Source organism: Micromonospora humi (genome assembly GCF_900090105.1).
Lineage (GTDB): Bacteria > Actinomycetota > Actinomycetes > Mycobacteriales > Micromonosporaceae > Micromonospora > Micromonospora humi.
This window is the reverse complement of the sequence record NZ_FMDM01000001.1, coordinates 314,587-327,406: the sequence shown is the minus strand read 5'-3', so window position 1 is coordinate 327,406 and position 12,820 is coordinate 314,587. Positions and strand designations below refer to the sequence as shown.

Below are 12,820 nucleotides of genomic sequence, written 5' to 3'. Positions count from 1 at the left end.
CGCCGATCTTCGCACGTAGGGGTCCGGCATGAGGGTGTTCCGTTCCCGGCCTCACCTCGATCGGGGTGAGAGCCTGGCGCTCGTCTCGGCGGCCACCTCGCTCTCCTCGATGTTCGGGGTGGCCTGGACGGTCGAGGACCGGCTCCCGCAGCGGAGTGCGGCGGCTTGTGCCGACGCTCTGCGCCGAACCGGGCGATGGGACGACGCCCGACTCCGCCTTCCGCAGGAGGCGCGACATTGGTTTCACCTGGGTTTCGACGTTCCCGAGGCCGGCTACGCGTTGGCCTTCGTCCTCGTCTGGGCGCTCGCCGGAACGGACAGGGCAGCGGAGACGTCAGGTCGGGATCATGTGGAGGTGGCGATGTGGCACCTCACCCAACTTCTGCCGGCATCGGCGCACCGCGCGCTGCCCGACATCGAGGACGCCCTGAGGCACGCTGGCTGTTCCCGGCGTACGCATGCCCGCCTCAGGTGAACCGGCCGCGACTCGTCTGCCGGAGAGATCTCTCCAGGTGCATCAGGAGCAGGAACGGCTTCGCCCGCTGTGCGGTTTTCCGCCAGGCCAGGGCTCGTAACCCGTACTTGAAGACGACGGTCGGCGGGACGGTGGCGCCGAGGACGTCCCACGCCACCTCCTGCGCCACCTGGCCACCGATGCGGGGCCGCGCGAACTCCGCGATTGTCTCCCGGTATCGACGTGCCAGCTCACGCGCGGTCGCCTCCGGGGTCAGCACCGGGTCATGCCCCCGCGCGACCGCCAGCAGAGACTCGTCCAGCAGTGTCCTAAAGCCCGCGTTGTAGCGCCGCGACTCCAGGACCTGGTCGATGCTGAGCTGATCCAACGGCCCGATCTGGAGTTGCGCGAGCACGTCCCGGACGACCGCGGCCTCGAAGCGTTCCGGTTGTGGCCGGCCGAGATGCCGACTCAGCTCGGCCTTCACCGCGGGGTTGGACAGCATGCCGTCCTGCTCCAGCTCCGACGAGATGACGAGCGAGGCCATGTGGTTGCGCAGGCTCACGATCTCCGCCGCACCCTGGCGCAACGCGCCACCATCGCTGTCGGCACGGTGGTACGCCTCCTCCCGGATGGCGCGCATCACCTCGTCCATGCGGGTCAGGCTCGTACGCATCTGTCCCTGCGGAATGACCAGGTCGGCGCGGCGCCGTGGTCCTGAGGAGCGGCCGAAGCGCACCCGACCGCCGTCGTCGACCTCGTACTCGTGGCCCCACAGGCGCAGGAGCCCGGCCTCGTGCAGTTCGTCGACCCGACGATTGATCTCGCCGGCACGCTCGCGGTAGGCGGAGGCGATCTCGAAGGACGCGCGCAGGACGACACGGTCGGAGAAGAACACCACGGACTGCAGAACCCGGTCGATGGTGTGCGGGTCGACCAGGCCGCTGTCCAGCAGGGTGAGCGAGCGGGTCATGACGTGCCCGTCAGGTAGGTGAGGTAGTCGACCTCGTACATGTGGGCGCTCCACGAGTGGTAGCAGACCTTCGCGCCCCGCGCGCCCAGGGCGAGCGCGGCATCCGCCGCCACCTGCGCGAAGGTCAGTAACTCGGGTACGAACCCGACCCACACGTCGACGCTGCGTGCGGTCAGGAAGAGCACGAGGTCGGCACCGACGATTCGGAGCGCGCCGCCGACCGGGGAGACGGGAAAGCGACCGCCCAGGTCCTCCTCCGGCCGCCACATCGAGAAGACCGCCGACCGGCTGTGCTCGTCCTGCCGAAGCACCTCCGTGGCCTGCGCGAACTGGTCGATCGGCGCACCGTCCGCGCCGATCCAGCCGCGTAGGCGCTGATAGAGCAACGACGACTCCCGTTGGTCGCCGAAAATCCGGTCCCGGTAGTCCTTGATGAGTTCCGGGTAGAGGTAGCCGGGTGGCGGCGTCAGATCCGCCGCGTTGCGCAGCCAGACCGTCAGCCCGGGGATGTCGAAGCAGATACCGTGCCGTGTCGTGACCCGCGCCGGCGCGCCGCGGGCGAACATCGACAGGACGTCGGACCAGCCGGTCGCCACGGTGGCCATCTCAATCTCCACTGCTCAGCTCCCCCGACTGCGTGGTGTCGGTTGCCCGCCCGTCGCCGGCAGTGCAGAAGCTCGGCATGGCGAGCGTCGGCAGTTCGTCCGCCGCCGGCCATCTGACGGCGGACGACCGGGTCACGACGCACATGTCCGTGGCGAGCAGGGGTACGTCGACGTCCAACCCGTTCGCGACAAGCGTCTCCCCCGACGTCACCAGCAACACGCCGGCCCCGTGATCATCGACGCGAATGACACCCTCGGTCGATCCGTGCAACCGCACGATTCGCGATGGCCGTTGGTCGGCGCGGGCGCTCACCCATGCCTCGGTGATAGCGGGGTATTCGGTGTAGATCGTCTCGACGTCTCGGCCGGCGACGGTGCAGTAGGTGACGAAGGAGGTCCGAGCCGCGGGCAGGGCACGCATGAACAGTGGTTTGCCGTTGGCAAGACAGTGCTCGACGCACACGTCGTATCCGGTGATGCCCACGTCAACGGCTCCCGCCGCCACCAGCTCGGGAATGTCGAAGCCCCGACACCGTACGACCACATCCATACCGGATCGCTGCCACAGTGACCGTGGATGCGATCCGTCCGGCCCGGTGAAGAAGTCACCGAACATGTCGGCCACCGGTGCGAACAGGCGGCTGGACGGCGCCGGGACAGCGATGATCATGGTGACGTCCTCGCCGTACCGCCGGCTCGAATGCCGTCACGGATTCCCTCGACCGACACCACCGCGTCGACGAGCGCCCGTAGCGCGAACTCGGCGGGCTGCTCCGAGAACAGGACGGTCTTGCCCTGCCCAGCGGCGTAGCCGACCTCGATACACACGCTCGCTCCGGCGTATCCGCCATTGGCCACCACGAAGACGGCGTCCGACTTGCTGATCTTCGCGAGGAATTCGTGGGTGAGCCGGAACTTGACCGTCTCGTCGACCGTGACCAGCTGTTCGTTGTAGTCGTAACGCGGCGTGTGAACGATCAGCCCGAGGGCGCGGAAGGCTTCCTCCGCCCGGCGGGCTGTGTCGTAGAACTTCGAGCTGCTGCAGATCGTGACGGACGTGAGGTCTGGCATCGCTCCTCCAGGGCGTGAGTGCTCAGGTGAGCGGTATCAGATGCCGCGGCTCGGCAAGGTACCCGACATCGGCGCGCCGCCGAAGAATTCCTTCCCACCTGACCGAGGGGGCCTCACCCGGCGTCGGCTGCGGTAGCCGCCGGCGATCCGCCAACGCCGGATAGTCGAGATGGAACGGCCGCACCGCCAGCCGTAGCGGAAGCCCCGGGCTGATCCGGACCAGCTCCGAGTAGAGCGATTCGAATTGCGTGGTGGTCCAGTCGTTCGCCCCGATCGCCGGGAACACGTCGAAGCCGATCTCAAGCGCCAGGGCGAGCCCGTCGCGAATGGCCGGCCACTCCCGGCTGTCGGGTGGGTGGTGCAGCGTGGTGTGGAGCTTGATGCCGCGCATGGCGGCGGAGTCACCCGCTCCGGGATGACCACCGCTCCGGCGCCAGGCGTAGGTCAGCGTAGACAGATTCGACTCCACCTTGAGGACCACGGAATCGAGCAGACCTCGCACGGCCAGAGCCTGGTAGATCTCGAGGACGAGCGACGGCGCCAGCAGCGGCTCACCGCCGCTGACGCGCAACAGGCTGAGCCTTCGACCGGTGCGCCGGAGCGCCACTCGGAGTGCGACGAACTCCGCCACAACGGCATCGGCGCTCGCCACGAAGTGATCAGCGCCGGCCAGGTGCGCGTAGTCGACGTAGCAGTAGGAGCACCGGAAGTTGCACGCGGCGACGTGGGTGATGGCCGCGAGGTTGTGGTCGGACCATTGGCCGCCGAGCTGGGCGGCCACTGTCACCGGGCTGTCGGACAGGTTGGCCACGTGGCGGAGCTCGGTGAACTCCGGCAGCGAGGTGGGCAGCCTCATCCGGCGCCGGCTGACCGGTGTGAACAGGCGAAACTGCCGCGTCTGCACGCCGCCGAGCGTGGTCCGGCGAAGGTCGGTGAAGGCGTACTCACCATCGCCGGAGTTGACGATTTGATGCGCCCGGCGCAGGAGCGGCCGCGTCTCCGGAGTGACGAGGGCCTCCTTCCTGACCACACGACCTCCCCGAGTTAACGGTGCTATGCCGCATCCATCGCCGATAGTCAACGAATCGTCCCGTCAGCCCGGGAGCCGGGTCAAGGTGTCATGCCCCGTCACTGCGCTGGACGGGCAGGAGAAGGTGCGAAGACAGCCCGAGCCTCGTCATTGACACGCGCTGACGAAACTATTCCGATTCCCACTGCCGTGCCTACCGGCTACGACGAGGGCCACCGCCGGTCGGACCAAGGCTGCTTCTGACGGCCGCTGACCTGGGAGCGGGAGTGTCGCCGACTGGGCTTATCGTGTACGGGAATCCGCGCTCGCGTCTCAGGCGGTCCGGGTCGGTTCTCCACTTCGTCGGCTCTACCCAGCAAGGAAACGATGTTCCGCAATTCAATGGGCATTTCCATGATCGCTGCCTTGGCGACGTCCCTCACCCTTACCGGGTGTGGCCCCGCATCCCCGCGCCCGGAGCCTGCCGCCTCGGGAGCACCCGCACCTTCCACGGCGCCGGCCCCCGAGCCCTCGCCGACGGCACCGACATACAAGATTCTCGACAAGAAGGCCCTCACGAAGGCATTGCTGCCCCTCAGCGCCATGCCGACGGGTTACAGCAGAGACGAGTCCGGCGACTCGGACGGCTCGGACAAGACCTTCTGCAACTACCGGCAGCCGTACGCCGCCAAGGTAAAGGTTTCCCAGTCGTACCAGAAGGGCGGTGGCCTGAGCACGCAGCTGATCATGGTTAGTCTGCGGCAGTACGCCGGCCCGGAGCAGGCGAAGGCGTCCTTCGACAAGATGGCGAAGACGCTGGAAACCTGTCGCAAGGACACGCTCGACGGCCAGAAGGTCACGTACGCCCTGATGAACCTCCCGGGACTCGGCGAGAGGAGCCTCGGCGTCCGCATCGAACTGCGGGGTGGCACCGCCCTGCAGGGCTTCGCCCTCGTCGGGCCGACTCTGGTCGCCGCCGGCACAGGGGGCGTGTTGAACGCCGACGCGGACGAGGTCGCAGATCTGCTCGGCAAGCAGGTGGACGGATATTCCACCGTAGCCGTCGAGGAGTGACAGCGGACGCGAAGGCCAGCGACCCTCAGCCGATCCGGCGATGACGCGCAACGACAGCCCCAGGAGTATGGGCCGATGACAGCGCGCAACGCGGCGGCCAGCCAGGCTCCCGATGCTGGGCGGCATCAGGGCTCGGACGTGAACCGTCTGGTGACAGTTGAGAACCTGGGCGCCTGGATGCTGAAGTGCAACCCCGAGGTGTGGGATCTGGCAGCCTTTAGGGCGGACGGTGGAGAGACAATCGATCAATGGTCGGTCGTCGCCAACTACCGCAGCGCGCTTATGGCTGAAGGGCAGCAGGTTCTGTTCTGGGTGACCGGGCCGGCCCGGGCCTATCCGGAACCCGGGCTGTGGGGACGAGGGACGATCCTCGGGCGGGCCGGCTACTCCGACACTACGGATGATGATCCGGGATACTGGCGAGACGAGCGGCTACGACGGCAGTCCAAGCACTTCGTCCCCCTCGATCTCCGACTCTTCGACGAGCCGATCCCCCGGGCGAGCCTGAAGGGCAAGGCTCGTCTGGCCGATCTGGAAGTCTTCCGGCAGCCTCAGATGGGCAATCCGCTGGCGGTCACGAAGGCCGAACTGGCCCTCCTGGAACGGCTCCTGCCCGCCCAGCCGCAGAAGATCACGGTGACCGCCGCTGGCGCGGGCTTCGGCAACCCGGTCACCAATGCCGAAGTGGAAGCAGCGGGAATGAAGGCGGTGACGAGACACTACAAGCGCGACGGCTGGCGTGTGCAGGACGTGAGCAAGCAGAATCTCGGCTGGGATCTGGCCTGCACCGCGCCGGACGGTGAGGTGCACCGGGTCGAGGTCAAAGCCGTCAGCGGATTGGTGCCGAAGATCCTGCTGACGCGGAACGAAGAGCGTGCCGCACGAGAGAACCCAGGTTGGCGTCTGGCGGTCGTCACCAAGGCCCTGGTCGACCCGACCCTGCACTTCTTCGACGCGGACACCACGGTCAGGGCGGCCGAGCCCTTCCTGTTCGAAGTCGATCTGCGCCGGTCACATGCGGGAAGGTAGCGACTTGTCGAAGTACGACGGGCTGCGCGACCACCTTCGGACCCGAGCTGGCGAGGTGACGTACAGCCTGGAAGAAGTAGCGGACCTGGTGCCCGGCGGCCTGCCGCCCTCCGCCTACCGCTACCCGGCATGGTGGTCCAACGGCGACCGCACCCACCCGCACAGCCGCTCATGGGAAGACGCCGGCTATGCCGCGTACCCCGATCTCGCGCTCCGGCGGGTCCGCTTCGTACCCGCGCCGCCTACCGCCCGCTGATCAGCACCACGCGCACCGAGGCTAGATCTCGATCACCGCGTTCGGGTCCGCCCACACGGAGCGGAGTTCCACGATGTCATTGAGCGGCGAGTGTTTGACGACGTCGACGATGCCAGTCACGCAAGCGCGGATGGTCTCCGGGTCGCGATCCTCGATGGCCTTGTCGAGCCTGGCGAAGAAGGCCTGGTGCAGTTCGCGGCGCTCGTCGAAGACGCGATCCAGATAGTCCCGCAGACCTCGGCTCGCGGCGCTGATCCGGGCGATCTCCTTGTCGCGGTCTGCGGCGATCCGGGCGCGCTCGGTCATGTTGGCGTCGACGCGCTTGGCGACGTCGACGATCGCCATCAGGTACTGAGCGGCGTCCGGGGTCGCGGCCATCCAGCCGGCCCCTTTGGCGGTGTTCCGACGGGCATCAGGCATTCGCGTGCTCCGGTTCGTAGTCGCGATATTTAATCACGAGAAATCCACCATCGGGATCGAGTGTCAAGTCCTCATTGACGACGGGCGCTGCGCTGACTTCGCCGACGCCCTTCACGACGTGGAGCGCCGCCTGAAGACGGTGGGCGTGATCGTCGCTGTCGAGATCGAACCCGCCGGGCTCGCTCTCGGCCTGCTCCAAACTGTCGAGTGTTTCGCCTGCGCACCGCACGAGATCGGCCAACACGCCTTGCATCTCGCCGACCCGCTCGTCAACGCCGTGGAGTAGTTCGTTCTGATGGTGGTACGTGGCGATCGCCGTCTTGACGTCCGCATCGTACTTGGCGACAGCCTTGTCGGCGTCAGACTTCGACTTGATCATCAAGCCGACGCTGAGCGCGACTGCCGGGACCGCGGTGATGATGTTGAGGCGGAAGGCGCCTGCTGCGATCCCCCCGCCTCCTGCCGCCTTGGCGCCGCCTCCGATCGCCGCGAGGGTTGCGTTTCGTGCGGCCGCGCCGCTCAACGCGTTGATCGCAGTGCCCGTCGAGGAGGTGGCCACCTTCGCTACGGTTGTGTAGGCGGCAACACTGAGGCCGTTCCCTGCGGCGGCCGATGCGATGCCGGCCATCGCGGTCGCGACGTCGCCCGGGACCGAGACCTCAGGGGTCGCGTCGATCTCACGCCTCTCGGGTGCCTCCCCGTCCTCAACAATCTGGCGTCCCCGCATCCGCAGTTGACGCTCGTTCCGCTCGGCGAAGGCTTGGATTCGGGGCATGACCGCGTCGAGGGCCGACTGTTGGCACTCGCCCAGTTTTCTCAGCCCTTCCGAAGTGGAGTCGGCGACGGCACGGTGCTTCGCGTACTCCTCGTCGTGCTGGCCCGCTATCTCCCCGATTCTCTTCTTCGCCTGGCTCTCAATGATCTTGTTGCCGATGAAGCTGACTGCCGTCGTCCCTGCGGCGACGGCGACCAGAACTACCGGGAACGGCATGACCCACCTCGAAACCTCGTCGTTGCTTCCGCGGCTGACGGCCGAGCAAGCGCTCGCGTCTGACTCATCCGTGCACCGTCCCTGCCGCCGCGTCGAGCTTTGCGGGCCAGGTCGGCTCCTCTTCCGCGGTCAGCAGCAGCACGCCGCTGTCGGCGCAGATCGCCGGCCAGGCCGGGTCCGTGCAGTGCGAGACCAGCAGGACTGCGGTAGCGGCCACACCGTGAGCCGCGAGTCGATGCCGGTAATCCAGCACCTGCCCGAGGCCGAGCCGGAGCTGCTCGACCTCGTTGCCGGCGAGCACGCTCTTCACCTCGGCGATGAACTGGTGTCCGTCGACGTCCCGCCACGCCAGATCGACGTTCACCCCGGCCAGGCCGGATCCCGCGGCCGAACCCGAACGGGACAGGTGGGCAATCAGCGAGCGGCACAGGCGGTCGTGCTCGTCCCCCCCCGCCCGGTAGGCGTCAGCGTCGAACGACCGCTGCGCGGGCAGGTCACCAGTCATCGTCACACCGGTGTACGGCCGATCAAAGCCGCCACCGGTCAGCGCATCGATGTCGTCGCCGGCCAGCAACTCCGACGCCCGCCAGGCTCGTCCGACGATTTCCGGGCGGTACCGCCCCTCGAACGAGTACGGTCCGGCGGCCACCCAGCAGGACAGCAGCCGAAGACCGGCGACAACCGGCGGCTGCCGCAGCAGCCAGCGCGCGGTGTCGAGGTCGGGACAGCTGAGGAGGACTTTCTCCTCCGCGAGGGTCTTGGTGCCGTCCTCCTCCATGTCGATGCCGCGGCGCCCCCAGTCCTCCAGATCGACCGCACCGACGTCCATGGCCGAGACGATCGGCGCGGCGTGGGACCGGAGCCAGACCCTCTCCCCCGTCTCATCCAGGCCGAGGATCTCCAGCACCCCGACTGTCAGCCGCAATCTGGCAGGTACGGCGTCGGTCAGGTGGGACAGGATCCAGTACTTGCCCGCGGTGTTGGTGGCGTCCGGCACGACCATTCGGGCCACCCAGCCGGCGAACGCCCATGCCTCGTGAACCGCCTCGTCGGGGCCGCTCCCCCAGCCGTCGTCGACGTCTACCGGCGCCGGGTCGACCGGCGACGGAGCTGGCTCCTCGAAGACCCACGCGGCCATCTCGGCGGGGTTCACGACCTGCCAGAGCCGGGAGCGGCGCGAAGCGAGCATTTCCGCGACGTCCTCCACGTCGCCCGCGTCCCACCAGGTTCCGCCGGCATCAACCTCGGCGTCTCCGCGGCGGACGACATCCCCGGGGAGCCCCCACGTCGCGTCGGTTCGGTGGGAGGCGGTCACGGCTTCGCCCTGCGGCCTCGGGTGGCTTTCGGCGGACGCCACGAGGTGAGCGCCTCGTCGGTGAGGTGGAGACGGTTGGTGGTCTCGGCGAGGAAGCCGGCGTAGATGTCCGCCGGCGACGCCCCCCACTCCGGGTCGAACGCGCCGTGCCACTGGCGTACCCAGGGCAGGATTTCGCGCAAGCCGGCGACCAGCGGCAACAGCCGGTCGGCGGCCCAGCCGTCCTCCTGCTCGCGGGCGACGACCAGGGTGGCGAGGGCCTGGGCCTGCTCGCGGTGGTCCCAGCCGGCCCAGCCGACCAGCAGCGACGGGTCACCGTCGCGGCTGGCACCGGGGTACGAGACGAAGCGTTCCTTGGGTACGTCGAGCTTGCCGCGATGCTTCCAGTAGCTGCCCTCGAGGAAGTCCGCCGAGGTGTACTTCGGCGGCACCGGGATCCGCTTGCGGAACTCCCGCTTCGCCGCCTCGTCGGGCAGCGCGTCCTCCTGCCGCTGCAGGTCCCACACCTGCTCCCAGTCGGCCCGCTTGACCAGGCCCGAGTCCTTGTAGCGCAGCGCGGCCAGGTGCGGCACGTGCTCGTCGGCGACCAGGTCGGCGATCACCTTGCCGAGATCCTGGCCGGGCGCGTAGATGCCGGCGACGGTGAGCACGTCGTCGTCGCGACGCAGCTCGTCGGCGAGCTGCGCGGTGGTCAGCGGGCGCGGCTGCTCCAGGCCGTCGACGTGGTGGTACCACAGCTCCCGCGCCTCGCACCGGTTTAGCAGCCAGTCGCGCAGCGCCTTGCGCTGCATCGCGTCCCAGCCCTCGGTGGCCCACCGCCGCTTGCACTCCGGCCGCTCGATCAACCCGATGTTGCGGTTGCCCTCGATGACCGCGATCCGCCGCTCCACGATCGCCCGGTACTCAGGCGACCAGTCCTCGGGTAGCTCGGTGATCGGCTCCGAGCCGTGTCGAGCGAACCACTGCGTCTCCAGGCCCTCATCACGCATCTTCCGGGCGAGCACGATCTCGAACGCCCGCTCCCCCAGCTTCAACTCCGGTACCGAGCCGGCCGGCGCGGTCAACTCCTCGTCCAGCAGCCCGTAGAGCGAGTAGACCTGCCAGTCCAACTCCTCCTGCAACGCAATCATCCGCTTCCGGACCGAGCGCCACTCCTCGGAGGCGGCAGCCAGTCGCTCGCGAGTGGGCACGCCAGAAGCCGCGATCGTCGCCGCGCTCACCGCGGCGAGCCGCTGCGCCAGCCCGTCGATCTCCCGGCTCAGTTCAAGGGGGTACGCCGACGGCAGCGGGAAGTCCTGAAGCTTCGCTCCACTGAACTCGAAGAAGTGCTCCCAGGCATAACGGGCGGTCGACCTCTCCCCACCCCTATTGCCCTTGTCATGACTCACTTGCTTCAACCAAAAGCATCCGGTAGAGCTGTTGATCAGGGCAAGGATCCCCAGAGCCTCCGATTCCCCACCTAACGGGACAGCAGCATGCACATGCTGATTCGTAACGTATCCCGAGCGGTTTAGGAAAGCCCTGTTATGCGTGGCAATTTTCGCGAGACATACTACCCGTGGAGCGGAAGTTCGTCTGTTCGACCACTGATACCACGCCCACCATGGAACGGAGCGAGCGTCACCCGAAAAGTTCGTGAGGCTGCGAAGTTGCTGCCGGGCGAGCCAAAAGTGCCTAGCCCATGGACGGCTGGTATCCAACCGCATGAGCCGCCCGGCGTCATCTTCGTAAGGAGAGATCGCCGAGACATCCGAAATTGCCGCCCACTCATCAATATTTTTTCCGGCAACTAGATCCCGGATCCATGCCTGCGGCGTCCCGAATCGCCGATGCCAGTTTTTCGGAAGATAAAATACGTCATCAGTCGCCGAGAAACCGGCAAACCCAATCGTCCCATCGAGCCGCTCAATGAGCCGTCTCGGTGAAACGCTGTCGATCAGTCCCGCTACCTCGCCAGCGCCTCCACCACTCAGACTCCAGGGATACTTGGAGAATGTGGAGCGTGGGACATCGGCGGACTCAATCCACTCACTCTCTGTTCCCGGCCTCATCAGTTGAGCAACGACTGCTTTCCACACTTCGCCGTCCCGAGGATCATCCGGGACTTCAATTTCCCCCTTCTTGCCTAGCAGTGTGCGGACGCGGCCGGAGACTACCGGCTTCCGACTGCGACCGATTAGGATCACGGTCGGCGTACCATGCCCGGGGATGTAGGCTCCCGAGGTATCGATTACATGAGAGAGTTCAACCTCGTTAGCAAAGAACTGCTCAATGAGAAGCCTCCCGAACTCCCGCTTCATGAAGGAGTTTGCCGTGATCTGCCCGACGTACCCTGCACCAACGGCTCCCGCTCCTGTCCAACATGCCAACTGGAAGAACCTTTGGGCGAAGGGCAGCGAAAGGGAATAGCGGCCAGATGTTGCGCTGTAAGCTTGACGGTAGAGGTCATTCAACCGCTTATCTTTAACTGTGATATAAGGCGGGTTGCCCACTACGACGTGGTAACGGCCTTCTTGGAGGATCCCCGGATGCTCGTCGAGATCCTCAGTGGCGTAGCTTAAATCAGCGAGCACAGCTGTTCCGTCAAAAAGATCGAGTTGGCGGGCCTTGATGAGAGAATCGCCGATCGCGAGGTGCATCGGGAATACGTAGCCGGACGAGTCGGCGAGGTCTTTGACGCCGCACTCACGGAGGGCGGCGACCAGGAGGCGGAAGCGGGCAACGGCTACGGCGAAGGGGTTGATGTCGACGCCGTGGACGGCGTCGAGCGCGAGGCGCACCCGCTCCTGAGGATCGCGGTTGGGGGCGTGCTGCTCCCACTCCTTCAGCAGGCGGTGGAAGGCGCCGAGGACGAAGTGGCCCGAGCCGCACGTCGGGTCGATCATCTTGACCACGTCATGGCCGAACTCGGCGATCGCCGGGGTGAGCGTCAGATCGAGAATGAACTCCTCGACGAACTCAGGTGTCTGGAGCAGCGCGTACGTCTTGCGGGCCGCCTCGGACAGGTCCTGGTAGAGGTCACCGAGGAAGCGGGTGTCCCACTCCGGGTCGGTGAAGTCGTGGACCAGGCCGCCGACCTCGCCGCGCCGACGCCAGAACGCGATCAGGTTCTTCGCCTCGTCGTGCGACAGCGGGATCTGGTAGAGCGGGTTGTGCTGCTCGTCGAACAGCGACTTGCCGGCCTGCGTGCTGGCGATAGCGGCGAAGCCCTGCTTCAGCCAGCCACGAAGCGTCTCGTCCGGCTGGTCCCGGAAGAACTGCGCCTCAGCCTCCTCGGCGAGGACCAGGCGGTCCCCCGGGCCGGACAGGTAGGGGTCGGGCAGCAGGCCGTTGTCCTCGCAGAAGCGCACGAAGACGGTGCCGAGCACCCACGCGACGGCGGCCTGCGTGACGCGCTCGTCGCGCCAGGTGGTCCAGGTGGCGGCGGTGCGCCCGACCTTGAAGGCGTGGTCGTACTCGCCGCGCAGCTTGAGGCGCACCTCCTCGACCGACTCAGCCTGCTCCCGCAGGTCCTTTTCCAGGTTCTTGACCTGCTTCTGCAGGTCTGACAAGAGCAGTTTCCGGTCGATCACGCGACGACTCTAGCCGTCCCGTGGACGGGACGGAGGTACCCGTAAGTACCG

The 12,820-nt window shown here is 67.0% G+C and carries 13 protein-coding genes; 4 read left to right on the top strand and 9 right to left on the bottom strand.

Annotation, left to right across the window (positions count from 1 at the left end; all coding sequences use genetic code 11):
* Positions 1-28: 28 nt before the first annotated feature.
* Entirely contained in the window at positions 29-475 is a 447-nt protein-coding gene (locus GA0070213_RS01430; protein WP_091055841.1) for a hypothetical protein, read from the top strand.
* Here the strand turns inward: GA0070213_RS01430 and GA0070213_RS01425 are convergent.
* The 5 genes from GA0070213_RS01425 to GA0070213_RS01405 are packed head-to-tail and all read right to left on the bottom strand — an operon-like array spanning position 468 to position 4,133.
* The gene (locus GA0070213_RS01425) at positions 468-1,427 is read right to left on the bottom strand and encodes a hypothetical protein (RefSeq protein WP_091055838.1); all 960 of its coding nucleotides are present in this window, start codon (positions 1,425-1,427) and stop codon (positions 468-470) included. The genes GA0070213_RS01430 and GA0070213_RS01425 overlap by 8 nt on opposite strands.
* Positions 1,424-2,032: a thymidylate synthase gene (locus tag GA0070213_RS01420; protein ID WP_091055835.1), complete on the bottom strand. Its 609-nt coding sequence runs from the start codon at positions 2,030-2,032 to the stop codon at positions 1,424-1,426. The genes GA0070213_RS01425 and GA0070213_RS01420 overlap by 4 nt, the downstream gene beginning before the upstream one ends.
* Before the next feature lies 1 nt (position 2,033).
* Positions 2,034-2,702 (bottom strand): type 2 periplasmic-binding domain-containing protein, encoded by a 669-nt coding sequence (locus GA0070213_RS01415; protein ID WP_091055832.1) that lies wholly within the window; start codon positions 2,700-2,702, stop codon positions 2,034-2,036.
* Positions 2,699-3,103 carry a TIR domain-containing protein gene (locus tag GA0070213_RS01410; RefSeq protein ID WP_091055830.1) on the bottom strand — a complete coding sequence of 135 codons (405 nt, stop codon included), beginning with the start codon at positions 3,101-3,103 and terminating at the stop codon, positions 2,699-2,701. The genes GA0070213_RS01415 and GA0070213_RS01410 overlap by 4 nt, the downstream gene beginning before the upstream one ends.
* 22 nt (positions 3,104-3,125) lie before the next feature.
* Positions 3,126-4,133 (bottom strand): radical SAM protein, encoded by a 1,008-nt coding sequence (locus GA0070213_RS01405; protein WP_091055828.1) that lies wholly within the window; start codon positions 4,131-4,133, stop codon positions 3,126-3,128.
* A 366-nt stretch (positions 4,134-4,499) separates the two neighbouring features.
* Between GA0070213_RS01405 and GA0070213_RS31365 the strand changes: the two genes are divergently transcribed.
* The 3 genes from GA0070213_RS31365 to GA0070213_RS01390 all read left to right on the top strand — a co-directional run bounded on the left by GA0070213_RS31365 (position 4,500) and on the right by GA0070213_RS01390 (position 6,471).
* Positions 4,500-5,186 (top strand): hypothetical protein, encoded by a 687-nt coding sequence (locus tag GA0070213_RS31365; RefSeq protein WP_175441162.1) that lies wholly within the window; start codon positions 4,500-4,502, stop codon positions 5,184-5,186.
* Positions 5,187-5,261: 75 nt separating this feature from the next.
* A complete protein-coding gene (locus GA0070213_RS01395) occupies positions 5,262-6,215 on the top strand; it encodes a protein NO VEIN domain-containing protein (RefSeq protein WP_091055823.1) in 954 nt (317 codons plus the stop codon).
* A 4-nt stretch (positions 6,216-6,219) separates the two neighbouring features.
* Positions 6,220-6,471, top strand: coding sequence for a DUF7662 domain-containing protein (locus tag GA0070213_RS01390; protein ID WP_139128605.1), 252 nt, complete (start codon positions 6,220-6,222; stop codon positions 6,469-6,471).
* Positions 6,472-6,492: 21 nt separating this feature from the next.
* Here the strand turns inward: GA0070213_RS01390 and GA0070213_RS01385 are convergent, their stop codons facing one another.
* The 4 genes from GA0070213_RS01385 to pglX all read right to left on the bottom strand — a co-directional run bounded on the left by GA0070213_RS01385 (position 6,493) and on the right by pglX (position 12,769).
* Complete coding sequence (locus GA0070213_RS01385) at positions 6,493-6,849, bottom strand: hypothetical protein (protein WP_245716206.1); 357 nt, start codon at positions 6,847-6,849, stop codon at positions 6,493-6,495.
* A 34-nt stretch (positions 6,850-6,883) separates the two neighbouring features.
* Positions 6,884-7,882, bottom strand: a complete 999-nt coding sequence (locus GA0070213_RS01380) for a hypothetical protein (RefSeq protein ID WP_091055815.1) — start codon at positions 7,880-7,882, stop codon at positions 6,884-6,886.
* A gap of 64 nt (positions 7,883-7,946) precedes the next feature.
* Entirely contained in the window at positions 7,947-9,197 is a 1,251-nt protein-coding gene (locus tag GA0070213_RS01375) for a hypothetical protein (RefSeq protein WP_139128604.1), read from the bottom strand.
* Positions 9,194-12,769 carry a BREX-2 system adenine-specific DNA-methyltransferase PglX gene (gene pglX / locus GA0070213_RS01370; protein ID WP_091055810.1) on the bottom strand — a complete coding sequence of 1,192 codons (3,576 nt, stop codon included), beginning with the start codon at positions 12,767-12,769 and terminating at the stop codon, positions 9,194-9,196. The genes GA0070213_RS01375 and pglX overlap by 4 nt, the downstream gene beginning before the upstream one ends.
* Positions 12,770-12,820: the final 51 nt, after the last annotated feature.